The organism is Streptomyces sparsogenes subsp. cuspidosporus, from assembly GCF_039532705.1.
Taxonomy (GTDB): Bacteria; Actinomycetota; Actinomycetes; order Streptomycetales; family Streptomycetaceae; genus Streptomyces; species Streptomyces sparsogenes.
This window is the reverse complement of record NZ_BAAASD010000041.1, coordinates 1-26,110: the sequence shown is the minus strand read 5'-3', so window position 1 is coordinate 26,110 and position 26,110 is coordinate 1. Positions and strand designations below refer to the sequence as shown.

26 protein-coding genes are annotated in these 26,110 nt (G+C 72.7%); 14 read left to right on the top strand and 12 right to left on the bottom strand.

What is annotated here, in order from left to right; genetic code table 11:
• The first annotated feature begins 149 nt into the window (after positions 1-149).
• Complete coding sequence (locus tag ABFY07_RS33730; protein ID WP_065967830.1) at positions 150-347, top strand: hypothetical protein; 198 nt, start codon at positions 150-152, stop codon at positions 345-347.
• Positions 348-506: 159 nt separating this feature from the next.
• Positions 507-1,307 carry an AfsR/SARP family transcriptional regulator gene (locus ABFY07_RS33725; RefSeq protein ID WP_245738456.1) on the top strand — a complete coding sequence of 267 codons (801 nt, stop codon included), beginning with the start codon at positions 507-509 and terminating at the stop codon, positions 1,305-1,307.
• On the opposite strand, the gene ABFY07_RS33720 is transcribed toward ABFY07_RS33725, so the two are convergent.
• Positions 1,268-2,206 (bottom strand): LysR family transcriptional regulator, encoded by a 939-nt coding sequence (locus ABFY07_RS33720; protein ID WP_065967831.1) that lies wholly within the window; start codon positions 2,204-2,206, stop codon positions 1,268-1,270. The two genes, ABFY07_RS33725 and ABFY07_RS33720, sit on opposite strands and share 40 nt — an antisense overlap.
• A 241-nt stretch (positions 2,207-2,447) precedes the next feature.
• On the opposite strand from ABFY07_RS33720, the gene ABFY07_RS33715 reads away from it, so the two are divergent.
• The 4 genes from ABFY07_RS33715 (at position 2,448) to ABFY07_RS33700 (ending at position 6,268) form a co-directional block, all read left to right on the top strand.
• The gene (locus tag ABFY07_RS33715; protein WP_346178135.1) at positions 2,448-3,338 is read left to right on the top strand and encodes an ABC transporter substrate-binding protein; all 891 of its coding nucleotides are present in this window, start codon (positions 2,448-2,450) and stop codon (positions 3,336-3,338) included.
• Positions 3,335-4,240 (top strand): amino acid ABC transporter permease, encoded by a 906-nt coding sequence (locus tag ABFY07_RS33710; RefSeq protein WP_346178134.1) that lies wholly within the window; start codon positions 3,335-3,337, stop codon positions 4,238-4,240. The genes ABFY07_RS33715 and ABFY07_RS33710 overlap by 4 nt, the downstream gene beginning before the upstream one ends.
• Positions 4,237-5,001: an amino acid ABC transporter ATP-binding protein gene (locus ABFY07_RS33705; RefSeq protein ID WP_065967832.1), complete on the top strand. Its 765-nt coding sequence runs from the start codon at positions 4,237-4,239 to the stop codon at positions 4,999-5,001. Before ABFY07_RS33710 ends, ABFY07_RS33705 begins: the two co-directional genes overlap by 4 nt.
• Before the next feature lie 73 nt (positions 5,002-5,074).
• A complete protein-coding gene (locus tag ABFY07_RS33700; RefSeq protein WP_346178133.1) occupies positions 5,075-6,268 on the top strand; it encodes an NAD(P)/FAD-dependent oxidoreductase in 1,194 nt (397 codons plus the stop codon).
• 279 nt (positions 6,269-6,547) lie between these two features.
• Here the strand turns inward: ABFY07_RS33700 and ABFY07_RS33695 are convergent, their stop codons facing one another.
• The 5 genes from ABFY07_RS33695 to ABFY07_RS33675 form a co-directional block, all read right to left on the bottom strand.
• Positions 6,548-7,528 carry a PfkB family carbohydrate kinase gene (locus ABFY07_RS33695; RefSeq protein ID WP_346178132.1) on the bottom strand — a complete coding sequence of 327 codons (981 nt, stop codon included), beginning with the start codon at positions 7,526-7,528 and terminating at the stop codon, positions 6,548-6,550.
• Complete coding sequence (locus ABFY07_RS33690; RefSeq protein WP_346178131.1) at positions 7,525-9,018, bottom strand: purine-cytosine permease family protein; 1,494 nt, start codon at positions 9,016-9,018, stop codon at positions 7,525-7,527. Before ABFY07_RS33690 ends, ABFY07_RS33695 begins: the two co-directional genes overlap by 4 nt.
• Positions 9,019-9,079: 61 nt before the next feature.
• Positions 9,080-10,087: an ADP-ribosylglycohydrolase family protein gene (locus ABFY07_RS33685; protein ID WP_065967836.1), complete on the bottom strand. Its 1,008-nt coding sequence runs from the start codon at positions 10,085-10,087 to the stop codon at positions 9,080-9,082.
• Between the two features lie 59 nt (positions 10,088-10,146).
• Positions 10,147-10,863, bottom strand: coding sequence for a GntR family transcriptional regulator (locus ABFY07_RS33680; protein WP_346178130.1), 717 nt, complete (start codon positions 10,861-10,863; stop codon positions 10,147-10,149).
• 110 nt (positions 10,864-10,973) lie between these two features.
• Positions 10,974-11,705, bottom strand: coding sequence for a glycoside hydrolase family 15 protein (locus ABFY07_RS33675; protein WP_346178129.1), 732 nt, complete (start codon positions 11,703-11,705; stop codon positions 10,974-10,976).
• 185 nt (positions 11,706-11,890) lie between these two features.
• Between ABFY07_RS33675 and ABFY07_RS33670 the strand changes: the two genes are divergently transcribed.
• The 6 genes from ABFY07_RS33670 to ABFY07_RS33645 all read left to right on the top strand — a co-directional run bounded on the left by ABFY07_RS33670 (position 11,891) and on the right by ABFY07_RS33645 (position 16,432).
• Complete coding sequence (locus ABFY07_RS33670) at positions 11,891-12,277, top strand: TOBE domain-containing protein (protein WP_346178128.1); 387 nt, start codon at positions 11,891-11,893, stop codon at positions 12,275-12,277.
• A gap of 33 nt (positions 12,278-12,310) precedes the next feature.
• Positions 12,311-13,138, top strand: a complete 828-nt coding sequence (gene modA / locus ABFY07_RS33665) for a molybdate ABC transporter substrate-binding protein (protein ID WP_346178127.1) — start codon at positions 12,311-12,313, stop codon at positions 13,136-13,138.
• Positions 13,135-13,983: a molybdate ABC transporter permease subunit gene (modB, locus tag ABFY07_RS33660; RefSeq protein ID WP_346178126.1), complete on the top strand. Its 849-nt coding sequence runs from the start codon at positions 13,135-13,137 to the stop codon at positions 13,981-13,983. Before modA ends, modB begins: the two co-directional genes overlap by 4 nt.
• A complete protein-coding gene (locus ABFY07_RS33655; protein ID WP_346178125.1) occupies positions 13,980-15,074 on the top strand; it encodes an ABC transporter ATP-binding protein in 1,095 nt (364 codons plus the stop codon). Before modB ends, ABFY07_RS33655 begins: the two co-directional genes overlap by 4 nt.
• A gap of 495 nt (positions 15,075-15,569) precedes the next feature.
• Positions 15,570-15,737: a type 1 glutamine amidotransferase family protein gene (locus tag ABFY07_RS33650; protein WP_346178124.1), complete on the top strand. Its 168-nt coding sequence runs from the start codon at positions 15,570-15,572 to the stop codon at positions 15,735-15,737.
• Between the two features lie 29 nt (positions 15,738-15,766).
• The gene (locus ABFY07_RS33645; protein ID WP_346178123.1) at positions 15,767-16,432 is read left to right on the top strand and encodes a DJ-1/PfpI family protein; all 666 of its coding nucleotides are present in this window, start codon (positions 15,767-15,769) and stop codon (positions 16,430-16,432) included.
• Positions 16,433-16,564: 132 nt separating this feature from the next.
• Here the strand turns inward: ABFY07_RS33645 and ABFY07_RS33640 are convergent, their stop codons facing one another.
• On the bottom strand, positions 16,565-17,209 hold the full coding sequence (locus ABFY07_RS33640; RefSeq protein ID WP_346178122.1) for a dihydrofolate reductase family protein: 645 nt from the start codon (positions 17,207-17,209) through the stop codon (positions 16,565-16,567).
• A 147-nt stretch (positions 17,210-17,356) separates the two neighbouring features.
• On the opposite strand from ABFY07_RS33640, the gene ABFY07_RS33635 reads away from it, so the two are divergent.
• The gene (locus tag ABFY07_RS33635) at positions 17,357-18,094 is read left to right on the top strand and encodes a class I SAM-dependent methyltransferase (RefSeq protein WP_346178121.1); all 738 of its coding nucleotides are present in this window, start codon (positions 17,357-17,359) and stop codon (positions 18,092-18,094) included.
• On the opposite strand, the gene ABFY07_RS33630 is transcribed toward ABFY07_RS33635, so the two are convergent.
• The 5 genes from ABFY07_RS33630 to ABFY07_RS33610 form a co-directional block, all read right to left on the bottom strand.
• Positions 18,045-18,833, bottom strand: coding sequence for an SGNH/GDSL hydrolase family protein (locus ABFY07_RS33630; RefSeq protein WP_346178120.1), 789 nt, complete (start codon positions 18,831-18,833; stop codon positions 18,045-18,047). The genes ABFY07_RS33635 and ABFY07_RS33630 overlap by 50 nt on opposite strands.
• Before the next feature lie 122 nt (positions 18,834-18,955).
• Entirely contained in the window at positions 18,956-19,978 is a 1,023-nt protein-coding gene (locus ABFY07_RS33625; protein WP_346178119.1) for a carbohydrate ABC transporter permease, read from the bottom strand.
• A complete protein-coding gene (locus ABFY07_RS33620) occupies positions 19,975-20,961 on the bottom strand; it encodes a carbohydrate ABC transporter permease (protein ID WP_065967847.1) in 987 nt (328 codons plus the stop codon). Before ABFY07_RS33620 ends, ABFY07_RS33625 begins: the two co-directional genes overlap by 4 nt.
• Positions 20,962-21,192: 231 nt before the next feature.
• On the bottom strand, positions 21,193-22,434 hold the full coding sequence (locus ABFY07_RS33615) for a sugar ABC transporter substrate-binding protein (protein WP_346178117.1): 1,242 nt from the start codon (positions 22,432-22,434) through the stop codon (positions 21,193-21,195).
• 37 nt (positions 22,435-22,471) lie between these two features.
• The gene (locus ABFY07_RS33610; protein WP_346178116.1) at positions 22,472-23,521 is read right to left on the bottom strand and encodes a LacI family DNA-binding transcriptional regulator; all 1,050 of its coding nucleotides are present in this window, start codon (positions 23,519-23,521) and stop codon (positions 22,472-22,474) included.
• Positions 23,522-23,652: 131 nt separating this feature from the next.
• Here ABFY07_RS33610 and ABFY07_RS33605 point away from each other — a divergent pair, with 131 nt between their 5' ends.
• Positions 23,653-25,836 carry an amylo-alpha-1,6-glucosidase gene (locus tag ABFY07_RS33605; RefSeq protein WP_346178115.1) on the top strand — a complete coding sequence of 728 codons (2,184 nt, stop codon included), beginning with the start codon at positions 23,653-23,655 and terminating at the stop codon, positions 25,834-25,836.
• Positions 25,837-26,110: the final 274 nt, after the last annotated feature.

Here is a 26,110-nt window from a genome sequence, read left to right as displayed (position 1 = left end):
GGCACGGGGAGCATGCCGGGCCCGGCGTGGCCGGGCCGCGATTGGCGCATCACGCGAGCGTCACCGGCGCGTTCCGGGGCCGGCGTTGACGTAGCCGGACACGCGCCGACAACGCCGAGGTGACAGGGGGCACGGCATATTTTCCCTTTATGGAGATCCCCTCAGACCGGACCGGCGTGCTGATCCTCCGGGTGTGGGTGGAAGGTGACGGGCCGGACGGCTTCCGGGCACGCATCGTGCCGACGGGCGGCCCGCGGCAGGCGCCCCCCACCGCGGTGAGCGCGGTCGACGATGTGCTCAGTGCCGTGCGGGCGTGGCTCGATCAGATACTCGAACCGGACGGGTGACGTTCCCGCGACGTTCCGGTGATGCCCAGCCATTTAACGTCGTTTATCCGAAAGGCCGGATACACGATCATGACTTGCTCGTAACATGGCTCCCGGGCATCCCGCTCGCTTCGCCGGCATGGGATGGGTCGCTGAAGCCACGATCGCCCCGGGGGGCCGATGAGCGCAGAAGGCCATGTCATCACCTTGAGACTGCTGAAGGGCTTCGCGCTGTCGGTCGATCACAAGCGCGTTCCGCTCTCTTCCAGCGCCCAGCGCCTCCTCGCGTTCCTGGCCCTCCAGGACATGCCACGGACCCGGACCTATGTGGCCGGCACGCTGTGGCCGGACGTCACGGCCTCCCGCGCCAACGCCAACCTCAGGTCGTCCCTGTGGCGCGCGACGAGAACGGGACACCACATCATCGAGGCGTCCACCCAGGAACTGGCGATCTCCAAGCACATCGACGTGGACCTGCACACGGCGGCCCAGCGCGCGCACCGGTTGCTCGACATGTCATGCCCGTGCGACGACATCCTCTCCGCGCAGACGCGGGCCGACCTCTCGGCCGACCTGTTACCGGAGTGGTCGGAGAACGAGTGGGTGCTGATCGAGCGGGAGCAGTACCACGAACTGCGGCTGTACGCCCTGGAGGCGATGACCGAACGGCTGACGGCGATGGGCCGCCACGGCGAGGCCGTCGCCGCCGGGCTCGCCGCCGTACGCGCGGAACCCCTGCGGGAAAGCGCTCATCGCGTCCTGATGAACGCGCATCTGGCCGCCGGCAACAGGGGCGCGGCGATGCTGCAGTACGAGCAATGCCGTCGCGTCCTGCTCGACGAGCTGGGCCTGGAGCCCTCCCGGACGCTGCGGAGCCTGGTGTCGCCCCACCCGGAGGCGGGCACGCCGAACCCCCCGGCGCGCCGGGTCGGGCCGGGACCTCAGAGGGCCACCGGAAGCTCCGCCCTGAGCCACCGCTGATCGACACCGTCCGCCGCCGTGCGCAGCATGGCTATGGCCTGGTCCAGCAGCGGGTTCGGGTCCGCGGCGCGGCGGACCGCGGAGACCCTTCGCACATGGGAGGGGTCGGCGAGCCGGATCACATGGACGTCCGAGGACTCGATCATGGCCAGCTCCGGGACGATCGCGATGCCCAGGCCCTTGCGGACGAGTTCGAACGGCAGGTTGTAGTCGTTGGTGCGGAAGAGCACATCCGGGTGGAAGCCGGAGGCCGCGCAGATCCGGAACAGCGAGCGGGCCGCGTCCGTGTCCTCCAGGAAGCAGATCCAGCGCTCATCGGCCAGCTCGCTGATCTGCACCCGCTTGCGGTGCGCCAGCCGGTGGCCGGTGGGCAGCAGCAGATACAGCGGCTCCTCCAGGAGCAGCGTCAGATCCAGATCGCTCTGCCAGCTGCTGTGCGGCACCGTGCCGTATTCGAAGACGACGGCGAGGTCCAGCCGCCCGTCGAGGACGGCGGGCACGGTGACCGGGGGATCGCCTTCCTGGTAGCGGATGTCCACGTCCGGGCGGTCGCGCAGGAAGGCGGCGAGCAGCGCGGGGACCAGCTTGAAGCCGGCCGACCAGAAGCTGCCCAGGTGGAGCCGGCCGCGCTGGGCCGAGGCGAACGAGCGCATCTCGTCCTCCGCCGCCTCCAGGTCCGCGAGCAGCCGGGTGGCGCGGCGCGCCAGCTGGATGCCCGCCGGGGTGGGCCGCACACTGCGCGGCGTGCGCTCGAACAGCTTGACGCCCACGGCCCGCTCGATGGACGAGATCTGCTGGGACACGGCCGATGGCGTGAAACCCAGCTTTCTGGCGGCCGTCCGGAGGGAGCCGGTGGCCACCACCTCACGGAGGGCCAGGAGCTGCGTCGGGGTCAGCATCGCCCGAACTTAACGCCTGGGACCCCAGGAACACCATGGCTTGTCACCCCCGGCTTTTCCGGCGGACCCGCCGCCGGCCCGCCTGACGTGGCGGGTGGCCCCCCGACCGGGAGCGCCGAGCATCAGTTCAGCTGAACAACAGGGTCGCCAATGCTCATCCTGAGCGACCTTGCGCCGAGGGTGGTCGTCCCGCACATTGTGGGGAACCAAATCCAGCCAACCCGATGGGAGAGGGGTCCCCATGGCCGTTCGACGTGCGCTGATGTCTCTCGTCCTGGCAGGGCTCGTGACCACGACGGCGTGCGGCCCGTCGGGCGGCGAGTCGAAGTCCGCCGCCCCGGAGCAGAAGGTGGACCAGCGGCTGCACGACCTGCTGCCCGCGAAGATCAAGAAGTCCGGCAGGCTGGCCGTCGCGCAGGGCAACAACTATCCGCCGCTGGTCTTCCTGGACAGCGACAACAAGACGGTCATCGGCATGGAGCCGGACCTGATGAAGGCCATCGGCGAGGTGCTGGGCGTCAAGGTCGAGTTCTCCCAGACCAGCTTCGACAGCCTGATCGCGGGCGTCCACGCCCACCGCTACGACCTCGCCATCCAGGCCATGCTGGACAAGCCGGAGCGGCGCGAGCACATCACCTTCGTCGACTACTTCAAGACCAGCAGCTCCGTCCTGGTGCACGCGCAGGACGCCACGGAGATCGGCTCGCTCGGCGATCTGTGCGGCAAGTCCGTGGCCGTGGAGCAGGGCACCGCCCAGGTCGACGACGCCAAGGCCCAGTCCGACACCTGCCGCAAGGCGGGTAAGCCGGCGGTGAAGACCCTGGTCTTCCCCGACACGGTCGGCTGTATCCAGGCCCTGTCCACCTCGCGGGCCGACGCCTTCGTCGGCGGCACCCCCACCGTCGTCTACCACGCCGGGCAGTCCGGCGGGAAGCTGAAGGAGGTGGGCAAGCCCTACCGCTACCTGCCGTACGGAATCCTGGTCGACAAGCAGGACACCGCGCTGGTCAAGGCCGTCCAGGGCGCCCTGAGCAAGCTGATGCGGAACGGTACCTACGGAAAGATCCTCAAGACCTGGAAGCTGTCCTCCGGGGCCCTCGACCGCGCCACGGTCAACGGGGGTGCCGCATGAGCGGACACTCCCCGCGGTACGTCACCGAGGTGCGGAAACAGGACGGCGCGGGGCCGGAGCAGCCGGCCGACCGGGGCGTGCCGATCCAGGCCGTGCCCCTGCGCCACCCCGGCCGGTGGTGCGCCTCCGCCGTGCTCGTCTTCGTGGTGGTGTTCCTGGTCCAGGGCTGGGCGACCAATCCGCGCATGCAGTGGGGCGTGGTGGCGGAGTACCTCTTCGCCCCCGCGGTGCTCGACGGGCTGCGCACCACCGCCCTGCTGACGGTGCTCGCCATGGCCATCGGGGTGGTGGGCGGCGTCGTCCTGGCGATCCTGCGGATGTCGCCCAATCCGCTGCTGGCGGCGCTCAGCGGCTTCTACATCTGGGTCTTCCGCGGCACCCCGCTCCTGGTCCAGCTGCTGTTCTGGTACTTCCTGTCCGCCGTCGTGCCCACGGTGGGGCTCGGCATCCCCTGGGGCCCGACCTTCGTCGAGGCCGACACCAACCAGCTCATCACCCAGATGACGGCGGCCGTGCTCGGCCTCGGGCTGCACGAGGCCGCGTACATGGCCGAGATCGTACGGGCCGGCATCTCCTCGGTGGACGACGGGCAGACCGAGGCGGCACACGCCCTCGGGATGACCCGGCGCCAGACGATGCGGCGGATCGTCCTGCCGCAGGCGATGCGGGTGATCATCCCGCCCACCGGCAACCAGGCGGTGTCGATGCTCAAGACCACCTCATTGGTGTTCGCCATCGCCGTACCCGAACTGCTCACCTCCGTCCAGGGCATCTACTCCCGCAACTTCGCCCAGATCCCGCTGCTCACGGTGGCCTGCGTCTGGTACCTCGTCGCCACCACCGTGCTCACACTGGCCCAGCGCTACCTCGAGCGCGCCTTCCGGAAGGAGAGCTCGTCATGACGGCGACGGTGGTCAGGGCCGAGGGCGTCCGCAAGAACTTCGGGGACGTGGAGGTGTTGCGGGGCATCGATCTGCGGGTGGCCCAGGGCGAGGTGCTCTGCCTGATCGGCCCCTCCGGGTCGGGCAAGTCCACCTTCCTGCGCTGTGTCAACCATCTGGAGCGGGTGGACGCGGGCCGGCTGTACGTGCGCGACAGGCTGGTCGGGTACGAGGAGCGCGGCGGGAGGATCCACGAGCTCTCCGACAAGGCGGTGGCGCAGCAGCGGCGTGGCATCGGGATGGTCTTCCAGCGGTTCAACCTCTTCCCCCACATGACGGCGCTGCAGAACGTCATGGAGGCGCCGGTGCGGGTCGCCGGGGAGCGCAAGGAGGTCGCCAGGAGGCGGGCGCTGGGGCTCCTCACCCGGGTCGGCCTGGCGGACAAGTGCGACAGCTACCCCTCCCAGCTGTCCGGGGGTCAGCAGCAGCGGGTGGCCATCGCCAGGGCGCTGGCCATGGAACCCGAGCTGATGCTCTTCGACGAGCCCACCTCCGCCCTCGATCCCGAACTCGTGGGCGAGGTGCTCGATGTGATGCGGGCCCTCGCCCGGGACGGCATGACCATGATCGTCGTCACGCATGAGATGGGGTTCGCGCGCGAGGTGTGCGACTCGCTGGCCTTCATGGACGGCGGGGTCGTGGTGGAGTCCGGCCCGCCCGAGGCCGTCATCGGCTCCCCGCGGCACGAGCGCACCCAGGCGTTCGTGCGCAAGGTCCGCTGAGACCAGCCCTTTCCGGTCAGCCGTTTCTGATCGACCTGATCGCCTCTTTCTGATCGACCCGTAAGGAACCCACGTGTCCCGTGTCATCGTCCTCGGTGCCGGTGTGATCGGCGCTTCCGTCGCCTACCATCTGGCGCTGGCCGGCGCCGACGTCACCGTGATCGAAGCGGGCGGCCCGGCCGCGGGCACGTCCAGCGCGACCTTCGCCATGGACGTCACCCACCTCAAGACCCCCGTCAGCTACTTCGAGTTCAACCGCCGCAGCGCCGCCCTCCACGCCGAACTGGCCGCGGAACTGGGCGGCGACTCCTGGCGCCACGCCGCGCCCACGGTGCAGTGGGCGGACACCGCGGCCGAACAGCGGTCGCTCCGGGAACGGGCCACCCGGCTGCGCTCCTGGGGCCACCCGTGCCGGTTCGCGGACCCGGCGGAGCTGCGCGAGCTGGCGCCCGCCGTGGACCCGAGCGCCTGCCCGGCGGAGGAGATCGTCGTCCACGAGGCGACCGCCTGGTACGACGCTCCCCTGTTCGTGCGCTCGCTGCTCGACCGGGCCGCCCTGCTCGGGGCGGACATCCACTACGGCCTGCGGGCCACCGCCCTGACCCTCGACGGCGGCCGGGTGCGGGGCGTGCGGACCGGGTCGCGCCGGTGGGCGGCCGACTGGGTGGTGAACTGCGCGGGCCCGGACGCGGACCGGATCGCCGGTTTCGCGGGCGTACGCCTCCCGATGGAGCGCGTACCGGGCCTGGTCGGCGAGACGACCCCGGTGCCCGAGGCCCGCCTGGCGGCGATCCTCACCACGCCCGAGGTGGATCTGCGGCCCGCGCCGGGCGACCGCGTCTGCTCGATCTCCTGGCCCATCGACGCGCTGCTGCCGCACGAGCCCGCCCCGGGCGACGGGCTCACGCCCCAGGAGCGGCTGCACCGCCAGGGGCAGCGCCTGATCCCCGCGCTGCGCTCGGCCCGGCTGGCCGGGGCACGGATCGGGGTCCGTCCCGTCCCCACCGACGGCCTGCCCCTGGTCGGCACCAGCCCGGCGGCCCCCGGGCTGTACAGCGTGGTGACCCACAGCGGCGTCAATCTGGCCCCCCTGCTGGGGCGGTTGGTGGCGGGCGAGCTGAGCGAGGGCCGGCCCAGCGCCGAACTCGCCCCGTACCGGGTGACCCGCGACCCGGCGACCACCGTGCAGGACGAGAGCCTGCACCGGATGAGCGGTGAGCGGGCCGCCCTTCAGACGGACGCCGGGGCGGGGGCGGCGCAGGTCTGAGGGAGCGTGACCTCCCCCCGGCCGGTGTGCTCGTCCTGTTCCGCTGCCACCTGATCGTCGCGCCGCTCACCGGCCTTCGGCGGATGGGGTGACACGCCTTGCTGCCGCCGGCGCTGCGCCTCGGCGAGCGCCTGCCCCCAGGAGGGGTGACACATGGGGAACTCCCTTCATGGATGTCCACGAGCCAATGGGGATCAGGCTATTGACGCCCCGTGGCGCGCGCTTCTCGATTCCTGACCGGTATCCGACGCCGGGGCGGCGGGGGTTGCGGACGGCGCCCTACCGCCCGAGCGCGGAGGACAGCCGTGCGGCGAGCGGGTCGCCGTCCAGGAAGCCGAGCAGCTCGTCGAGGGTCGGCCCGGTGGCGGGGCCGGGGCGGGTGACCGCGAAGGCGGCCGCGGCGTTGGCGCCCTCGGCGGCGGTGACCGGGTCGAGCCCGTGGCCGAGGAGGGCCAGGAAGGCTCCCGCGTGGGCGTCGCCGGCGCCGTTGCTGTCCACGGCGGTCACGCGGCGGCCGGGGAGGTGCAGGGGCTCGCCGCCGGGCGGGACCAGCAGGCAGCCGGCCGCGTCGGCCCGCAGGATCACCCCGGTGCGGGGGCCGAGCCGGGTGGCGAGCGCTGCCGCGGCCTCGTGGGCGTCGGACAGGCCGGTCAGCAGCCTCGCCTCGCGCTGGTTGCAGCTGACCCAGTCGCAGCGCGCCAGGACGGGGGTCAGGACCTCCTCCGGTATCTGGTCGACCAGGGGGCCGGGGTCGAGGAAGACCCGGGTGTGCTCCGGCAGCCGGGCGACGAGCGAGGCGAGCACCGGGCCATTGACCGGATACGCGAGCCCGTATCCGGAGACCTGCACCATGTCGCCGGGGCGCAGCGCGGCGAGCACGGCGGTGGCGTCGGCCTCTGTCAGCCGGGCCTCCGCGCCGAGGCTGGTGGCGAAGGTGCGCTCGCCGCCGTCGTCGACGAGGGCGACGCAGAATCCGGTGTCCACCCCGGGGATCCGATCCAGCACCAGTCCGATGCCCTCCCGGGCGAGGTCCGCCCGCACCCGGTCGCCGAACGGCCCGGTGCCGTGGGCGCCCGCGTACAGGGCCGGCAGGCCCAGGCGGCGGGCGGCGGTGAGGACGTTGAATCCGCCGCCCGTGGTGAAGGCGGTGTCCCGGGAGACGGTGTCGCCGCCGCGTTCGGGCAGGGCGGGCACGCGCATCACCAGGTCGACGATGGCGTTGCCGGCCAGGACCAGCCGGCCGCCGGTGGGCTCGCTCATGAGATCTCCCGGGTGGCCGGGGCGGGCCGGACCTGCTGCTGGGGGCGCTGGTCGGCGGCCTCCTGGCGGACCGTGCCGTCCACCCTGCGCAGGATCGCGTAGACGGCGGCCGCGAGGGTCAGCGTCACCACCCAGCCCAGCCCGTTGGCGCCGATCCAGCTGTGCGCGAGCGGCCCGGAGAACCACACGTCGGTCGGGCCGGTGCTCGCCTCGGTGAACAGCAGGCCCACCACGATGGCCACCGCCCAGGCGGCCATCGCGGACCAGGCGACGCCGCCCCGGAACCAGTAGCGGCTGGAGCGCCCGACGTCCATCAGGGCCGCGCCGTCGTACGACCGGCGGGTGATGAGATCGACGGCGAAGACGCCCACCCAGGCGTTGATCGGCACGGCGAGCAGGGTGAGGAAGGTGATGAAGGGGCCGTAGAAGTCCTTGGCGATCAGGATGAAGTAGATGCCGCCCGCGAAGGTGACGACGACGTCCAGGCCGACGGCGAGGGTGCGCCGGACCCGTATGCCCAGGGTGATCATGGTGAGGCCGGCCGAGTAGACGGACAGGTGGTTGGAGAGCAGCAGCCCGCCGAAGGCGGCGATGAGGTACGGGATGGACATCCAGCTGGGCAGCATCGCGTTGATGGCCGAGACCGGGTCGGAGGCGGAGGCCAGCTCCGGCTCACCCGCCGCGAGCAGGGAGCCCAGCGAGATCAGCACGACGAGCGGAATGCCGGCGCCGAACGCGGACGCGGCCACGAGCCGCCCGCCGGGGATCCGCCGGGGCAGGTAACGGGCGTAGTCGGCGCCGGTGTTGGCCCAGCCGATCCCGGTGCCGGCGGCGATCATGCCGACGCCCACGACCATCGCGCTCACCGATCCGAGCGGGGCGTGGAACACCTTGCCCCAGTCCACGGTGGCCGCGAGGAAGCCGATGACGACCACGTTGAGCAGGCCGAAGACATAGCTGGCCCACCTGTTGATCCACATGATGGTGGCGTGTCCGAGGCCGCTGATCAGCAGGGTGCAGCCGATGAAGACCAGCAGACAGACCACGGTGAGCACGGTGTTGCGCCGGATGCCGAAGGCGACGTCGAGCAACGCCAGCAGGGCGAAGGCGGCCGTGGTGGTGTTGATGGTCTCCCAGCCGAGCCGGCTCATCCAGGTGACCAGCGTGGGGCCCGCGTTGCCGCGGACCCCGAACACCGCCCGGGACAGCGTGAGGGCGGGCGCCCCGCCCCGCTTGCCGGCGATGCTGAGCGCGCCCACCAGGGCGAAGGAGCCGAAGGACCCGAGCACGGCCACGACGGCCGCCTGCCAGATGTTCAGGCCGCGGAAGCTGACCAGGGCCGCGCCCAGCGGCAGGCCGAGGATGCTGATGTTCGCGGCGAACCAGGTCCAGAACATCTGCCCGGCGTGGCCGTGGCGCTCGGTGTCCGGGACCGGCTCGATGCCACGGGTCTCCACAGAGCCCACGCGGTCGTTCTCTGAAGCCGCCATGGTGGTACCTGTCTTTCTTTACGGGGGGCGCTCCGGTGCGGGTGGCCGGCCGGGCGTGGGGTCATCGGGCCGCGTCGGCACGCAGCGCGAGCAGGGCGGTGGCCAGCGGTTCCAGGTCGAGGCCGTTGACCGAGCGCAGGGTGGCGAGGGCCTCGGCGGGCAGCCCCGAGGCCCCGCTGACGGCCCCGGCGACGGCACCCGCGATGGCCCCGATGGTGTCGCAGTCGCCGCCGAGGTTGGCCGCCAGCAGACAGGCCCGCCAGGGGGCGCCCTCGGCGAGGGCCAGGACGGCGAAGGCGGCGGGGACGGACTCCTGGCTGGCGACGCTGGTGCCGACCAGGTCGCAGAGGCGGTCCAGGGCCTGGTCCTCCGGCAGGCCGCGGACCAGGTCCACGGCCCAGCCGATGCGGGCGGCGATGTCGGCGCCGGCGACCCAGTGGCCCCGCTCGGCGCCGGCCTCGGCCGCCGTGACGGCCGCGGCGAAGGCGTCCTCCAGGTCTCCGCCGTCGATGCCCCGGCTCACGGCGGCGGCCACGGCGGCCGCCGAGGCGATGCCGATGCCGGTGTCGTGGGTGACCTGGCAGGCCGCCGCCACCCGGTCGACGAAGGGCTCCAGCGGGGTGGCGGGGAAGGCCACTCCGACCGGGGTGATGCGCATGGCCGCGCCGTTGGTGGACCCGGACCTGCCCGCCTCCTGGGGCGGTACGCCGCGGGACACGGCCTCCAGGGCGGCCTTGGTGGAGGGGCCGAGCAGGTCGAAGGAGCCCTTGGCCTTCATGGCACGCTCCCACTCCAGGAGTTCGTCCGCGAGCCGCAGGGGGTCGACGCGCCCGCCGGACTCGATCAGCAGCCGGCCGACGATGAGGGCCTGATCGGTGTCGTCCGTGACCGAGCCGGCGGGCATTCCGGCGCTCACCGGGTTGTCCGGCGGGCCGGGTTCGAAGTCGGTGACGGTGCCGAACCGGGCGGTGATCGCCCGCCGGGACATGATCTGGGTGGGCATGCCCAGGGCGTCCCCCATGGCCAGGCCGTACAGGGCGCCGAGCGCGCGGTCGTGCTGGTGGTTCATTCGGGCTTCCTGTCGGTGTGGGGGGTAGGTCGGGCGCTGGACGGGCTCGCTGGACGGGCTCACTGGGGCGGCTCGCCGAAGCCGAGGTGCAGCTGGAAGCGGGCGGGGTCCAGCAGGCTGGTCACCTGCTCGACGACCCGGCCGTCCGCTCCGCGGCCGATCCGGCGGGTGCTGAGCCATGCCTCTCCCTCCGGGCGGCGGAGCAGGGCCGCCTCCTCGGCGGCCAGCGGCCGCACGGACGCCCATTCGTCGCCGTGGGTGGCCCGCAGCCCGGCCGCGGCCAGCGTCTTGGTCAGCGAGCCGTCGAGGAGCCCGCCGACCGGGACGTCGGCCAGCGCCGGGACCAGCGGCACCCTGCTGCGCTCCAGCGAGACAGGGGTGCCCTCCGGCAGCACGCGCAACCGGTCGAGCGCCATGAACTCGGCGCTGTCCAGTTCGAGTTCCTCCGCCAGCCGGGCGTCGCGCACCGCTTCGAGGCGGAGCACCTCCGTGGTGATCCGGGCACCCTGGTCGGCCAGGGCCCTGGTCCAGCCCAGGCTGTTGTCCAGCAGGCTGCCGTCGAAGGCGACGAAGGAGCCGACGCCCGCGTGGGTGGAGATCAGCCCCTGTCTGCTCAGCTCGTCCAGCGCTTGGCGGACCGTGGTGCGGCTGACCTCGAAGCGCCGGGTGAGCGCGTGTTCGCCGGGCAGCTTGCTGCCCGGCTCCAGGACGCCGCTGTGGATCTCACGGGCCAGAACGCGGGCGATACGCTGATGCTTGAGGACCTGTTTAGGCATGACTGGAAGCTAGTCGTACATGTCCAGTCCTGTCTAGACCCGAAATTCCGGAGGAGAGATCCGGCCGCGTGGTGGCGGCCCTGTGCCACGGCTCCTTCTTCGGCATCGGCTCAGCCGTCGCCGGCCAGCCGTACGGATGTCTCGAGGAGCTGCGCGTGGACGAACGCCTGGGGCAGATTGCCCCTCAGCTGACGCTGCCGGACGTCGTACTCCTCGGCGAACAGCCCCGGCGGGCCACAGGCGGCCCTGGTGCGTTCGAACCAGCGGAAGGCGCCGACGGTGTCCCGCTGGTAGCGGGCGGCGAGGGCCATCATGAAGCCGCACAGCAGAAAGGCTCCATCGGCCTCCCCCAGGGGCCGGTCGCCGTGGTCGAAGCGGTAGAGATAGCCGTCCTCGGACAGCCGCTCCTCGACGAACCGGCGCGTGCGCAGGCCACTGGGGTCGTCCGGGGGGAGGCAGCCGCGGGCGAGGGGCAGCAGCAGCGCGGCGTCCGGACCCTCGTCGTCCTCGGCCCGCGACCAGTGGCCCCGCGGGCTCAGGCAGCGACGGCGGGTCTCGCGCAGGATCGTGTCGGCGAGGCCCTCCCAGTCGTGCCCGGCCCGGCCCCGCACCGCGCGGGCCGCGGCGCGCAGACCGGCCACCGCACAGAGCCGTGAGTGGGCCCACCAGCGGTTCTCCCCGTCGGGGTGCAGGAGGGACGCGGTTTGCATCCACCGCCGCACCGCCTCCGGCTCGACCCCCTCCTCCAGGAAGGTGTCGACCCGGGTGGGCCATCCCCCGTGCCGGTCGTACGGGGTGCGGCCGCCCCAGGGCTGCGCTATCCGATCCACCGAAGCGTCCATGTCTGCCTCCACGACCCCGGCGCCGCCCGGGGCGCGGGGCGTCACCGGTACCCGGTGGCGCCGGTCCCCCACGTCGCCACATCCGGCGCCCGAAACGCACATGCCAGGCCGACAGCGAGACGGTCTGGGCTCATGCGACGCGGCCGGGGGCTTCCCCCTCGCAACTGCGGACGTATGATCGGCGCATGCACACCTACCGGATCGGGGACGCGGCCGCCCTGCTCGGTGTCAGCGTCGACACCGTCAGGCGTCTGGTCGACAGCGAGAAGCTGATCGCCGAGCGCGACGAGCTGGGGCGCCGGATCATCCCGGGGCCGGCCCTCGCGGCGTACGCCCGGCAGATGCACCGGGCCGAGCGGGAGTCCACCGGCTCCTCGGCCCGCAACCGGTTCTCCGGGATCGTCACGGACGTGGTCCTCGGGGATGTGTCGGCGCAGGTCGAGATCCAGGCCGGGCCGTTCCGGGTGGTGGCGATGGTCAGCCGCGAGTCGGCCGAGGAGCTGGCGCTGGAGCCCGGGGTTCCGGCGGTCGCCGTGATCAAGTCGACCAACGTGGTCGTCGAGAAGCCGTAGCCGAGTCCATAGGACCTTGAGGGAGTGGACCTGATGACCCGTTCAGCACGCCGGACCCGCCGGATGCTCCAGGTGACCGGCGCGGGTGCCGCCGTCCTGCTGGCCGTGAGCGCCTGCTCGTCGTCCGACTCGGACTCCTCCTCGAAGGACTCCTCCACCCGGGGCTCCTCCGCCTCGGACAAGCTGTCCGGCGAGGTGACGGTGTTCGCCGCCGCCTCGCTGAAGGAGAGCTTCACGACGCTGGGCGAGCGGTTCGAGAAGGAGCACCCGGACACGAAGGTCACGTTCAGCTTCGGCGGCAGCGACAGCCTCGCGGCGAGCATCAACGGCGGCGCCCCGGCCGATGTGTTCGCCGCCGCCAGCCCCAAGACCATGAAGATCGTGACGGACAAGGGCGACGCGGTCGGCACCCCGGCCACCTTCGTGCGCAATCAGCTGGAGATCGCCACCCTGCCGGGCAACCCCGACAAGGTCGCCTCCCTGAAGGACCTCACCAGGTCCGGCCTGAAGGTCGTGCTGTGCGACAGGACGGTGCCGTGCGGTGCCGCCGCGCAGAAGGCGCTGGACGCCAGCGGCCTGAAGCTGACCCCCGTCTCCTACGAACAGGACGTGAAGTCGGCCCTCAACAAGGTGGTGCTGAAGGAGGCCGACGCCGCCGTCGTCTACAAGACCGACGTGAAGGCGGCCGGGGACAAGGTGGAGGGCGTGGAGTTCCCCGAGTCGGCCAAGGCCGTCAACGACTATCCGATCGCCCTGCTCAAGAACGCGCGGAACGCCGAGGTCGCCAAGGCGTTCATCGCGCTGGTGCGGTCCGCCGAGGGCCAGAAGGTCCTGGGCGGGGCCGGGTTCCTCGAGCCGTGACCCCGCTCGACGAGACCGGCGCCGCGGCCGGCCCCCGCACGGCCGGCCGGCGGCCCCGCCGCGCCCGCGGGGGCGCCCCGCCGCCCCTTCTGCTGCCCGCGCTGATCGGCCTGGCGTTCCTGACCCTTCCGCTCCTCGCGCTGCTGGTCAGGGCCCCCTGGCGGAGCATGCCCGACCTGCTGACCAGCACCGAGGTATGGCAGGCGCTCCAGCTGTCCCTGGTCTGCGCCACGGCGGCGACCGCGGTGAGCCTGGTGATCGGGGTGCCGCTGGCCTGGCTGCTGGCGCGGGTGGAGTTCCCCGGGCGCGGCCTCGTACGCGCCCTGGTGACGCTGCCGCTGGTGCTGCCCCCGGTGGTGGGCGGGGTGGCCCTGCTCATGGCGCTCGGCCGCAACGGCGTGGTGGGGCACTGGCTGGACGACTGGTTCGGGATCACCCTGCCGTTCACCACCACCGGGGTCGTGGTCGCGGAGGCGTTCGTGGCGATGCCGTTCCTGGTCATCAGCGTGGAGGGCACGCTGCGGGCCGCCGACCCCCGCTACGAGGAGGCGGCCACCACGCTCGGCGCCTCCCGCTTCACCGCCTTCCGCCGGGTCACCCTGCCGCTCATCGCCCCCGGGATCGCGGCGGGCGCCGTGCTGGCCTGGGCGCGGGCGCTCGGCGAGTTCGGCGCGACGATCACCTTCGCCGGCAACTTCCCCGGCCGTACGCAGACCATGCCGCTGGCCGTGTATCTCGCCCTCCAGAACGACCCGGAGGCGGCGATCGCGCTCAGCCTGGTCCTGCTGGCCATGTCGATCGCGGTCCTGGCGGGGCTGCGGGACCGCTGGATGGCCGCCTCGTGACCGACACCCACAAGTCCGCGCGGCAGGCCGCCGGCGTCCCCGGCCCGGCCGGCGAGGGACTGGACGCCCGGCTGGTGGTCGAGCGCGGCGCCTTCCGCCTCGACGTGGCGCTGACGGCCGCGCCCGGGGACGTGGTCGCCCTCCTCGGCCCGAACGGCGCCGGCAAGACCACCGCCCTGCGCGCCCTCGCCGGTCTCCTCCCGCTCGCCGACGGCCATCTGCGGCTGGACGGCGCCGAGCTGGACCGTACGCCGCCCGAGTCCCGGCCGGTCGGCGTGGTCTTCCAGGACTATCTGCTCTTCCCCCACCTCACCGCGCTCGACAACGTGGCGTTCGGACCGCGCTGCCACGGAGCGTCCAGGGCGGAGGCGCGCGCCCAGGCCGCCGCCTGGCTGGACCGCATGGGCCTGGCCGGACACGCCTCCGTCAAGCCCCGCCGCCTCTCCGGCGGCCAGGCCCAGCGCGTCGCCCTCGCCCGCGCCCTGGCCACCCATCCCCGGCTGCTGCTCCTCGACGAGCCGCTCGCCGCCCTCGACGCCCGCACCCGCCTCGATGTCCGCGCCCAACTCCGGCGCCACCTGGCCGACTTCGAAGCGGTCGCCGTGCTGGTCACCCACGATCCGCTGGACGCCATGGTCCTGGCCGACCGCCTCGTCGTCGTCGAGGACGGCCGCATCGTCCAGGAGGGCGCGCCCTCCGACATCGCCCGCCACCCGCGCACCGACTACATCGCCCACCTGGTCGGCCTCAACCTCTACCGGGGGCAGGCCCGGGGACACACGGTGCGTGTCGACGGCGGGCCCGGGATCACGACCGTCGAGGACCTCACCGGCCCGGTGTTCGTCGCGTTCCCGCCGAGCGCCGTGACCCTGCACCGGGACCGCCCGTCCGGCTCAAGCGCCCGCAACCTCTGGCGCTGCGAGGTGGCCGGCCTGGAGACCCACGGCGACCGGATCCGCGCCGACCTCACCGGCGAGCTGCCCCTGGCCGCCGATCTGACCACGGTCGCCGCCGCCGAACTCGGCCTCCACCCCGGGGCCACGGTCTGGGCCACGGTCAAGGCGGCCCAGACCCACGCGTATCCGGCCTGAGCGGCCCGGTGGAGGGCCCGCCCGCCGCATGACCTGATCGCGGCCCGAACGCGCCGGCGTTCCTTCCGCTCCCCCGGAACTCCCTCCGCCCTCCGTCCGACTACTGAACCGGACCGGCCGCGCAGCACCGCGCACCCGCGCGGCGGCACGGCCCCGGACACCGGGAAAGAGGCCGGGCGGACCCAGGAGGCCACCTTTGGAACGCAGACACTTCCTTCGGCGGACCACAGCCGCCGGCGCCGCGACCCTGGCGGCCGGCACGCTGACGGCCACGTCGCTGAACACCGGGAGCGCCACCGCCGCGCCACGGTGGTCCGGCCCCCTGCGCGTCGACATCGTGATGTTCGACGGCGTCGAGGAGTTGGACTGCGTCGCTCCGTACGAGGTGTTCTCGGCCTCGGCCATGCACAGCCCGCAGGGGGTGCGGGTGCGGTTCGTCACCACCGGACGCCCCCGGCTGATCCGCGGGGCGTACGGGACGGGAAGAACGCCCGCGTGGTCGACGACGGGGACCTCGTCACCACCGGAGGCATCACCTCGGGGCTGGAGCTGGGCCTGTGGCTGGTCGCCCGCGAGCTGGGGGCGGACGCCGCCACCGGTGGGGAGAACATGCTGGAGTACGAGGCGCGCGGGACGGTCTGGACCGCCTCCTCGACGTCGTAGAGCGGACACGGAAACGAGGAGGTGTCGCGATGCGGGTGGCGGTGCTGCTGTACGACGGGTTCACCGCGCTGGACGCGGTCGGGCCGTACGAGGTGCTGTGCCGGCTGCCGGGGGTGAGCGTGACCATGGTGGCCGAGCGCGCCGGGCCCATTCGTACCGACACCGGGGAGCTGACCCTGGTGGCGACGCGCTCGCTGGCGAGCGTGGAGCGGGCCGATGTGCTGCTGGTGCCGGGCGGCGGTGAGCGCGGCACCACGGCGACCATGGCCAACACCGCGGTCCTCGACTTCATCCGCCGCGTCCACCGCCACTCCACCTGGACCACCTCGGTGTGCACGGGCTCGCTGATCCTGGGCGCCGCCGGGCTGCTGCGCGGCCTGCCCGCCACCACCTACTGGGCCTCCCGGCCCCATCTGGCGGACGCCGGCGCGGTCTGCGCCCCGGGGCGGTTCGTCGAGGCCGGGAAGATCATCACCGCGGCCGGGGTCTCCGCGGGCATCGACATGGGGCTGCACCTCGCCGCCCGGCTGTCGAACGAGCGGGTCGCCCAGGCGATGCAGCTCGCCGTGGAGTACGACCCCGACCCGCCCTTCGACACCGGCAGCCCGGAGAAGGCCGGCCCGGAGCTGCGGCGGCTGGCCCTGGAACTGCTCGCGGACGTCGCCCGAGAGGCCGAAGGCCCCCGGCCGGGGTGACGGGCCGGCCGGGGCGGCGGGCGACCGGGGTGACGGGCCGGCCGGGGTAACGGGCCGCCGGGGTTCGGGCCGGCCGGGTCCGGGCGGTCGCGGCATGCCGCCGGGGGGACCCGGCGGCAGCGCGCCTCGGCGTCACTTCCGCCAGAACAGGTGGTGCGTCACACCGCTCGGGCTGGGCACGACGTCGAGGTGGAAGCGGTCGAGCAGCTCATCGGGGGACTCCCAGAGCCTGAGGCCGGTCCCGAGCTTCACCGGCGAGACCGCCACGTGCAGGGTGTCGACGAGGTCGGCGTCGAGGAACTGCCGAATGGTGCTGACCCCGCCGCCGAGGCGGACGTCCTTGCCCCCCGCCGCCTTCCGCGCCTGTTCCAGGACGGTGGCCGGGTCGCCGGACACGAAGTGGAACGTGGTGTCGGAGAGCGTGAACGAGGGACGCTCGTGGTGGGTCAGGACGAACACCGGGGTGTGGAAGGGGGGCTCGTCGCCCCACCAGCCGCGCCACTGGTGGTCCTGCCAGGGGCCGCGCTGGGGCCCGAACTTGTTGCGGCCCATGATCTCGGCGCCGATGTTGTGCGCGAAGTCCCGGGTGAAGTAGTCGTCGAGGCCCCGGCTGCCGCCGGGGTCGGTGCGCATGGGCCAGCTCGCCGTGGCGCCGGCCCAGGCGAACAGCCGCCCGGGATCGACATGGCCGAAGGGATTTTCGAGGCTCTGGTCCTCCCCGGCGCCGATGCCGTCGCTCGAGACGTTGAAGTTCTGGACTCTCAGAAGCTGAGCCATGTGTTCCTCCTGTGCGGTGGTTGACGGTGGTGAGACTCCCCGGGCGGGGAAAACTCATCGCCGCGTCCGTGACCGGCCAGAGGGGCGGGGCACATTCGGTGGCAAATTCGGTGGACGCCGACGGTCGCGCGCGGAATCGTGGCCCGCATGCGACAGGACGAGATCTGGGACGCGGAGGCCGCCCAGGGGTATGACACGCCCGGCACCGGCATGTTCGCGCCGGAGGTGCTGGAGCCCACGGTCGACCGCCTCGCCGCACTCGCCGACGGCGGGCGGGCTCTGGAGTTCGCCATCGGAACCGGCCGGGTGGCCGTCCCGCTCGCGGGGCGCGGCGTGCCGGTCACCGGCATCGAGTTGTCGCGGCCGATGCTCGACCAGCTGCGGACGAAGGCGGATGAGGCGACGATCCCGGTCGTCCTCGGCGACATGGCGACCGCCGAGGCTCCGGGCCCGTTCCGGCTCGTCTATCTCGTCTACAACACGATCTCCAACCTGCTCACCCAGGCCGAGCAGGTGGCGTGCTTCCGCAACGCCGCCCGCCACCTCGGCCCGGGTGGCCGGTTCGTCATCGAGCTGTGGGTCCCGGAGGTGCGGAAGCTTCCGCCCGGCCAGCAGGCGGTGGTCTGGCGGTCCGAGGCCGGCTACATCGGCCTGGACACCTATGACGTGCTGCGCCAGCAGGTCGTCTCGCACCACTTCCGGTTCGGCGAGGGCAGGGACGCCCGGGTGTTCCGCAGTCCGCACCGCTACATCTGGCCGGCGGAGCTCGATCTGATGGCCCAGTTGGCCGGGTTCGAGCTCGAGTCCCGGCACGCGGACTGGCGGGGCGCCGAGTTCACCGCCGAATCGCGCTCCCATGTGTCGGTGTACCGGCTCCCTGAGTGACCAGGGCGTCGCCCGCCCCGGCCGGGCCCCTGGCGCCCATGCTGCCGGGCACCGAGAGGAGCGCGCTGTACCAGACGTTGGCCATCTTGCTGTAGCCGCCCGCGTTCGGGTGCACTCCGTCCGCCAGGTCGGCGGTGGTGAGCGCCCGGTACATGTCGACCAGATGGACGCGCTTGCCGGCGTTCACCTTGCTCCGGACGATGCCGGGGATCGCCGCGTTGAAGGTCCGGACGGTCGAGTCGGCGAAGGATATGGGGATGATCGTGGCCACGAAGACCTCCGTGGTGGGGGACGTGGCGGTGATGTGGTCGAGCAGGGTGGAGAGCCGGGCCGGTGCTCCGGCGGGGTCGCTCCCGTACATGTCGTTGGTGCCGATGTGCAGGAGCACGGTGCGCGGGGTGTAGGTGCGGAGCCAGTTCACGACGTTGTTGTCGATCTGACCGATCGTCCATCCGGAGTGGCCCTCGTGGTTGCGGTCGCCGAGACTGCTCGGCCCGTTGGACTGGGAGCCGACGAAGTCGACGGTGCGGCCGCCCGCCACGAACTTCTGCCACAGGTCGACGCGGTAGCCGCCCGGTACGTTGTAACCGTCGGTGATCGAGTCGCCGAGCGGCATGATCCGCACCCCGGCGGCGCGCTCGGCGTGCGCGGCCTGGGCGGTGCCGGTGGTGGTGACCAGTGCGAAGAGCAGGGACACCAGAGCGATGGAGCCGGTGACCAGGCGTCGTAACCTTGTCATGATCGCCTTCCTTGGTGGGGGGGGACCACGATGCCGCCACCTCTCGACTTCCGGGGCTCCCGGTGACTTCCGAGACTTCCGGCGACAGTGGTGAAACATTCCGGAGTGTCTTCCGAACTTTTTCAGTCGGCAAGAGTCAAGACGCGCCATAGCCGAACCGACCGTCCCCCGGCCGTTCGCGCGGACGGCCGGGGGGACGGTCGGGGGGACGGCCGGGGGGACGGTCGGCGGGCGGGCCCTACTCCTTGACCGCCCCCGCGTTGGCCCCCTGCACGAAGTAGCGCTGGAAGCAGAAGAACAGCGCCGCCACCGGCAGCGTCGCCAGCAGGGCCGCCGCCAGCTTCAGCGGATACTGCGTGCCGCCGCCCAGCCCCCCCCGAGACGAACCGCGCGAGCCCGGTCGTCAGCGTCTCGTACTGCCCGGACTGGGTGGCCACCAGGAAGTGCGTGAACTCGTTCCACGAGCCCTGGAACGACAGGATCGTCAGGGTGATCAGTGCGGGGCGGGCCATGGGCAGCACCACCGACCAGAACGTCCGGAACACCCCGGCCCCGTCCACCCGGGCGGCCTCCTCGACCTCCCGGGGGACCGACTCGAAGAACTGCTTCATGATGAAGATGCCCGCCGCGTCCACCAGCAGTGGAACGATCATCCCGGTGTAGGTGTCGAACAGCCCGAAGGTGTTCAGCACCAGGAACTTGGGGATCAGCAGGGCCACCCCCGGCACCGCCATCACCGCGAGCACGAAGGCGAACAGCAGCGAGCGGCCCGGGAAGCGCAGCCGCGCCAGCGCGTATCCCGCCATCGAGTCGAACAGCACCCGCCCGGCCGTGACCACGACCGCGACGAGGGCCGAGTTGCCCAGCCAGCGCAGGAAGGGCACCCCGTCACCGGCCTCGCTCAGCCCGAACAGCCGCTGGTAGGCGGCGGTGGTCGGGGTGGTGGGCAGCAGCCCCAGCGGGTGTGCCGCCGCGTCCGGGTCCGTCTTGAACCCGGTCACCAACTGGAGTACGAACGGCAGCAGATACAGCAGCCCGACCCCCACCACCAGCGCGTATCCCAGCACCCGCAGCGGCAGCGGGAAGCGGCCGAGCACCGGGCGCCCCTGCGCCGGGGAGGCGGCGGGCGTGGCCTTGGTGTTCATCGGTTCCTCCGGGGGCGGGCGCCGCGCTCGCGCAGCGCCCAGCGCTGCAGGGCGGTGATGCACAGGATCAGCGCGAGCAGGATGAAGGCGATGGCCGCGCCCTGCCCGAAGTCGGCGTCGTCGAAGGCGGACGCGTACGACAGGAAGGCGGGCGTCAGCGTGGTGTTGCCCGGGGCGCCCTGGCCCATCACATACACCTGGTCGAAGACCTGCCAGGTGGCGATCAGCCCCAGGGTGAGGACGAGGAAGAGCACCGGCCGCAGGGCGGGCAGGGTGACGTGGCGCAGCAGCTGGCGGCGGTTCACGCCTTCCAGGGCCGCCGCCTCCTCCAGCTCCCGGGGGATGTCCTGGAGGGCCGCGAGGAAGATCAGCATAAAGGTGCCGGAGGTGGTCCACACGGCGAGCAGGATGATCGTGCACATCGCGATGGACGGCCCGGACAGCCACTCGTACCAGGACAGCCCCATGAAGGAGTGATCGGCGAGCAGACCCGTGGGGTGGTCGGGGTCCACGATCCCCAGGGCGCCGAGCAGCAGCGAGAGCACCCCGCGCGAGTCGGCGAACCAGTTCGGGCCGTGCACGCCCATCCAGGACAGCAGCGTGTTGACGGCCCCGCTGCCCTGGAAGAGGAAGAGGAAGACGGTGGCGACCGCGACCGAGCTGGTGACGGACGGGAAGAAGAACGCGGTACGCAGGGCGCTGCGTCCGCGCAGCAGCCGCTGGTTGACGATGAGCGCCAGGGTCAGCGCGAGCACGGTCTGCAGCGGCACGGTCAGCAGCACGTAGTAGGCGTTGTTGCGCAGCGAGGTGGCGAACAGGGTGCGGTCGAGGCCGTCCTCGGTGAGCAGCGCCCGGTAGTTGTCGAGGCCGACGAACTTCGCCTGCCCGCTGAACGGGTTGGACTGCCCGTTCCAGTCCAGCAGGCTCACCCACAGGGCCATCAGGATGGGCAGCACCAGGAAGAGGCCGAGGACCAGCACCATGGGGCTGACGAACAGCCAGCCCCAGGCGCCTTCCTTGCCGCGGCGCCCCGCGGGCGGGGTGTTGGGGGTGCGGGGCGCCGCGTGGGGACCGGACCCGCCGGGCGCGTCAGGTGCGCCCGGCGAGCCGGCCGTGCGGGGACCCCCGCCCGCTGTGGGGCGGGGGCCGGACGGCGCGCCGCGGAGGGTGCGGCGCGTCGTACGGGGAGTGGTGGCGCGGAAGGACATGACGGCTCAGTGGCCCTTCGCGAGCGCCTGTTCGCCGTTGCGCTGCAGGTCGGCGAGGATTTTCTTCGGGTCGGCGGTGCGCAGCGACTGCAGGTCGGTGTTGAACTGGCCGAGCACCTTCTCGAACCCGGCGACGGTCACCGGGCCCTGCGCGTAGGCGCCTGCGTCGACCCACGCCTTGGCCTCCGGCACCCGCTTGGCGTAGGTGGCCAGGGCGCTGGTGCGGGAGGGCATCACGCCGAAGGCGTCCGCGAACTTCAGCTGCTGGTCGCCGGAGCCGAGGTACTTCACCAGGTCCACGGCCGCCGACCGGTGGGCGCTCTCCTGGGCCACGCCCCAGCAGTTGCTGAAGGCGAGGGTGCCCTTGCCGGCCGGGCCGGCGGGCAGCGGGACCACCTTGTACTTCAGGTCCGGGTAGTCGAGCTTCATGGCGCCGGTCAGCCAGTTGCCCTCGATGGTCATGGCGGCCTTGCCCTTACCGAAGGCCTCGCCGCCCCAGCTGGTGTCGACCTGCTTGGCGTACTTCATCGAGCCGGATCGCAGCAGGGACTTCACATAGCCGAGCCCTTCGGCGTTCGGCGCGCTGTCGGCGGTCATCCTGGTCTGCCCGGCGTCGGTGATCCAGCCGCCCGCCTGCTTCATGAAGACGCCGAGCCGCTGGTACTCGTCGCTGGTGACCAGGCCGGTGACTCCGTCGCCGGTCAGCTTGGCGGCGACCTTCCGCAGCTCGTCCCAGGAGGTCGGGTAGTCCTTCTCGGTCAGCCCGGCCTTCTTCCACAGGTCGGTGTTGACGGCGAGGGCGAGGGTGGAGGTGTCCTTGGGCAGGCACACCAGCTTCCCGTCGTAGGTGAAGGAGGAGCGCAGGGGCTCGGCGAAGTCGTCCGCGTCCTTGATCTTGTCGCCGTACGGGTAGAGGGAGCCGCCCTTGGCGTAGTTGGCGAACTGGTCGGAGTTGACGTAGAAGACGTCCGGCGGCTTGTGGCCGGCGAAGGACTGGGCCAGCTGCTGGTTCATGTCCTTGGCGGCCTCGACGGTCACCGTGTTGCCGGACCGCTTCTCGTACGCGGCCACGGCCTCCTTGACCGCCTTGGTCTCGGCGTCGCCCGAGGTGGCTATGAGTACCTTCAGGTGTTGTCCGGCGCCGGTGTCCTGCTTGGTTTCCTTGTCGCCGCCGAAACTCGACGAACAGCCGGTGGCGGCCAGGATCGCCGCGCAGGTGACGAGAGCGGCGGCCGTGCGGGTGGCCATGATTCCTCCGTGGGTGGTTCTGGGTGGTACGTGCGGCTCAGCGCGCCGCTGCGCGGGCGCTGTCGCGGACGACGAGGGACGGCTCCAGCAGGACGCGCCCGGGGGGCGCGTCCGGGGTGGCCATCCGCGCCAGCAGCAGCCGTACGCATTCCCGGCCGACCGCCTCGAGCGGCTGGGCGACCGTGGTCAGGGAAGGGGAGAGGATCGCGGCGGTCGGCGAGTCGTCGAAGCCGACCACGGCGAGGTCCCGGCCCGGGATGGCGCCGCGCTCACGCAGCGCGTGGTAGCAGCCGAGCGCCAGGGTGTCGCTGGCCGCGACCACGGCCGTGGCGCCCGCGTCCAGCAGGGGTTTGACGGCGGTACGGGCCGCCTCGACGTCCCCCGCGCTCTCCGCGCGCCGCCCGCGCGTCGGCAGCCCGTGCCGGCGCATGGCCCGCTGCCAGCCCTCGGCGCGGTCGTCACCGACGCCGGAGCCGCGCGGCCAGCCCAGGAAGGCGATCCTGCGGTGGCCGAGGGCGACCAGGTGCTCCACGGCGGCGTCGGTGCCGAACGCGCCGTCGACATCGACCCAGTCGCCGATCTGCCGGCCCGACCACATCCGGCCGAATCCGACGAACGGCACGCCCCGCTTGGCGAGCCACGCCTGGCGCGGGTCCTGGCGGGCGGTGTTGCTGAGCACGAAGCCGTCGACGTCATGCCGGGCGAGCAGTTCCTCGTACCCGTCCAGGCTCGGGCCGCCGGGCGGGCAGGCGAACAGCAGGATCCGGTAGCCGGCCTCGTCGGCGGCCTGGGACAGGGCGTGCAGGAAGCGGTCCATGACCGGGGGCGGATTGCCGTCCGGGGCCGGCTGGATGCCGTAGCCGATCAGCTTGCTGGAGCGGGTGCGCAGCGTCTGCGCGGCCCGGCTCGGGCGGTAGCCCATCTCGTCGATCGCCCGGCGGACCCGCTCCAGCGTCTCGGGGCGCAGCAGGTCCGGCGAGTTGATCGCGTTGGACACGGTCTGCGGGGAGACACCGGCCCGGCGGGCGACCATGGCCAGGGTCACCGAGCCGCCCTTGGGCGGAGGACTGTTGGTGGAGCGGGGCATACGGGTCTCCGACGTACGAGGGCCTGGGCCCTGACTCACGACTTGATTTGAGCGTTCCAAAAGCATTGTCAGCGCTCCGAAGAGGCCGTTAGGGTCTTTGGAACGATCTAACGCTGAGAGGTTCTACTCTTTTGGACACCACTGTCAAGACCCAGGACATCAACGGCTCCGCCCCGGTCCCCGCTTCGGCCGCTGTTTCGGCCGCCGGGGACCTGCAGCCGTTCCTGCACGACGCGGTCGTCACTCTCCACGCGCCGAGCTTTGTGGTCTCGCGCGCGGACGGGCAGCTCGGCGGGGGTGCGGACGGCTTCTACCACGGCGACCTCAGGGCGCTGTCCCACCTGTCCGTCGCGGCCGGGCCCATCGTCCTGGCGCCGGTCGGCGGTGGACTCCGGGGGGCCGACCGGGCGGACTTCCGGGCGATCCTGCGCGGGCTCGGCGAGGTGACGCCCGACCCGGCGGTGGGCCTGCACCGCCGCCGGACCGTGGCGGCCGGGCGGCTCGAGGAGACGTTCGAGGTCACCAACGCGGGCAACCAGCGGGTCGGTTTCCGGCTGACGGTCACGGCCGCCACGGACCTCGCCCCGATGGAGCGGGTGAAGTCGGGCCACACCCTGGACCCGGTCCCGGCACGGCCCGAGGGCGCGGAAGGAGCCGGAGAGCCGGGGGGCGCCGGGGGCAGCGGTCTGGCGTGGTCCCGCGACGGGTTCGCCGTACGCCTGGTCAGCGAGCCGGCGCCGGACGCGCTGGAGGCGGCGGAGGGCCGGCTGTCGTACGACGTCGAGCTGGACCCCGGCGCCTCATGGGCGGTGACGCTGCGCTGCACGGCGGCCTACGCGGACGGCGACCAGTTCCCGGCGGCCCCGGCGGACGCCGTCCCGTGGCGTGCCCCCGCCCTGCGCAGCGCGGACCGCCGCTTCGACCAGTGGCTGGACCAGTCGGTCGCCGACGCGGACCGCCTGCGCCTGATGGACCCCCGCTCCGGGGAGGGGCACCCGGACGGCGCCCACGGCGTGGATCAGTTCCTGGCCGCCGGCGCCCCGTGGTTCCTGACCCTCTTCGGCCGCGACGCGCTGTGGGCCGCCCGCATGCTGCTCCCGCTCGGCACGGAGCTCGCGGCCGGCACGCTGCGCACGCTCGCCCGCCGCCAGGGCACGGCGGCCGACCCGGCCACGGAGGAGCAGCCGGGGAAGATCCTGCACGAGGTGCGGCGCGGCACACAGAACTTCACCGACGCGTTCTCCCTCCCGCCGGTGTACTACGGCACGGTCGACGCGACCCCGCTGTGGATCACCCTGCTGCACGACGCCTGGCGCTGGGGGCTGGCCCCGGACCAGGTGGAACAGCTGCTGCCGCACACGGAGTCGGCGCTCGCGTGGCTGCGCGACCAGGCGGCCGGGGACCCCGACGGCTTCCTCAAGTACGTCGACCGGACCGGCCGGGGCCTGGCCAACCAGGGCTGGAAGGACTCCGGCGACGCCATCCGCCACCGCGACGGCCGGCTCGCCGAGCCGCCGATCGCGCTGTGCGAGGTGCAGGCGTACGCGTACGAGGCCGCGCGGGGCGGGGCGGCGCTGCTGCGCGCGTTCGGGCGGCCGGGCGCGGACGGGTGGGAGGAGTGGGCGGAGGCGCTCGCCACCCGCTTCCGGGAGCGCTTCTGGGTGGAGGACGCCCGGGGCCCGTACCCGGCGGTCGCGCTGGACCGCGACGGCCGGCCGGTGGACTCGGTCACCTCGGGCTTCGGCCACCTCCTCGGCACGGGCCTGTTGAACCGGGAGGAGAGCGCGGCGCTGGCGGCCCGACTGGCCGGCCCCGACCTGGACTCGGGCCACGGCCTGCGCACCCTGAGCAGCGACTCGGTGGGCTTCAACCCGTACGGCTACCACATCGGTTCGATCTGGCCGCACGACACCGCGATCGCGGTGCACGGCCTGGTCAGGGCCGGCTTCCCGGAGGCGGCGGCTCCGCTGGCGGCGGGGCTGCTGTCGGCGTCGGCGGCGTTCGCCGGCCGGCTGCCCGAGCTGTTCGCCGGCCACGGCGCCGCGGCGGGCCCGCACCCCGCCCCGTATCCCGCCTCCTGCCGCCCCCAGGCGTGGGCGGCCGCCTCCTCGGTCCTGGTGCTGCGCTCGGCCCTCGGCCTGGACGCGGACGTCCCCGGCGGCACGGTCACGGTGGCGCCCGCCTTCGCCGGCGCGTACGCCCCACTGTCGGTGACCCGGCTCCAGGTCGGCGGGGGCCGGCTGGACATCGCGCTGGCGGCGGACGGGGCGGTGGACGTGACGGCGCCCGAGGGGCTGACGGTGGTCCGGGGCTGAGCATCCCGCGATCGGCGGAGGACGAGGACGGGCGGGGCGTGGAGGCGGGCGAGGCGCCCGGCGCTCATCGCCCCGCCCGTCGGCAGGACGCGGACCCCCTGGGCCGGGGGTCCGGGGGTCTTTGCCATGACAGCCGGCCGGGGCTCCCGGACGCCCCCTGCGGATGGCCGCCCCCTCCGGTGATCGCCCATGGGCAACTCCCACATGGTCCGGCGGAAACCGGTGTGCGGTCTCCCTATTGCCTCGTTCGATCAGCCCCCATCAGTATCTTGCG

Bases quoted from the DNA above. Each gene is read 5' to 3' on its own strand.
- ABFY07_RS33680 (WP_346178130.1), bottom strand. From the start codon at position 10,863: ATGCCTAAACAGGTCCTCAAGCATCAGCGTATCGCCCGCGTTCTGGCC.
- ABFY07_RS33690 (WP_346178131.1), bottom strand. From the start codon at position 9,018: ATGGCGGCTTCAGAGAACGACCGCGTGGGCTCTGTGGAGACCCGTGGC.
- ABFY07_RS33620 (WP_065967847.1), bottom strand. From the start codon at position 20,961: ATGGTGCTGGTCCTCGGCCTCTTCCTGGTGCTGCCCATCCTGATGGCC.
- ABFY07_RS33615 (WP_346178117.1), bottom strand. From the start codon at position 22,434: ATGGCCACCCGCACGGCCGCCGCTCTCGTCACCTGCGCGGCGATCCTG.
- ABFY07_RS33610 (WP_346178116.1), bottom strand. From the start codon at position 23,521: ATGCCCCGCTCCACCAACAGTCCTCCGCCCAAGGGCGGCTCGGTGACC.
- ABFY07_RS33705 (WP_065967832.1), top strand. From the start codon at position 4,237: ATGACGGCGACGGTGGTCAGGGCCGAGGGCGTCCGCAAGAACTTCGGG.
- ABFY07_RS33730 (WP_065967830.1), top strand. From the start codon at position 150: ATGGAGATCCCCTCAGACCGGACCGGCGTGCTGATCCTCCGGGTGTGG.
- ABFY07_RS33720 (WP_065967831.1), bottom strand. From the start codon at position 2,206: ATGCTGACCCCGACGCAGCTCCTGGCCCTCCGTGAGGTGGTGGCCACC.
- ABFY07_RS33635 (WP_346178121.1), top strand. From the start codon at position 17,357: ATGCGACAGGACGAGATCTGGGACGCGGAGGCCGCCCAGGGGTATGAC.
- ABFY07_RS33710 (WP_346178134.1), top strand. From the start codon at position 3,335: ATGAGCGGACACTCCCCGCGGTACGTCACCGAGGTGCGGAAACAGGAC.
- ABFY07_RS33640 (WP_346178122.1), bottom strand. From the start codon at position 17,209: ATGGCTCAGCTTCTGAGAGTCCAGAACTTCAACGTCTCGAGCGACGGC.
- modA (WP_346178127.1), top strand. From the start codon at position 12,311: ATGACCCGTTCAGCACGCCGGACCCGCCGGATGCTCCAGGTGACCGGC.
- ABFY07_RS33675 (WP_346178129.1), bottom strand. From the start codon at position 11,705: ATGGACGCTTCGGTGGATCGGATAGCGCAGCCCTGGGGCGGCCGCACC.
- ABFY07_RS33645 (WP_346178123.1), top strand. From the start codon at position 15,767: ATGCGGGTGGCGGTGCTGCTGTACGACGGGTTCACCGCGCTGGACGCG.
- ABFY07_RS33625 (WP_346178119.1), bottom strand. From the start codon at position 19,978: ATGAACACCAAGGCCACGCCCGCCGCCTCCCCGGCGCAGGGGCGCCCG.
- ABFY07_RS33685 (WP_065967836.1), bottom strand. From the start codon at position 10,087: ATGAACCACCAGCACGACCGCGCGCTCGGCGCCCTGTACGGCCTGGCC.
- ABFY07_RS33725 (WP_245738456.1), top strand. From the start codon at position 507: ATGAGCGCAGAAGGCCATGTCATCACCTTGAGACTGCTGAAGGGCTTC.
- ABFY07_RS33630 (WP_346178120.1), bottom strand. From the start codon at position 18,833: ATGACAAGGTTACGACGCCTGGTCACCGGCTCCATCGCTCTGGTGTCC.
- ABFY07_RS33695 (WP_346178132.1), bottom strand. From the start codon at position 7,528: ATGAGCGAGCCCACCGGCGGCCGGCTGGTCCTGGCCGGCAACGCCATC.
- ABFY07_RS33670 (WP_346178128.1), top strand. From the start codon at position 11,891: ATGCACACCTACCGGATCGGGGACGCGGCCGCCCTGCTCGGTGTCAGC.
- ABFY07_RS33715 (WP_346178135.1), top strand. From the start codon at position 2,448: ATGGCCGTTCGACGTGCGCTGATGTCTCTCGTCCTGGCAGGGCTCGTG.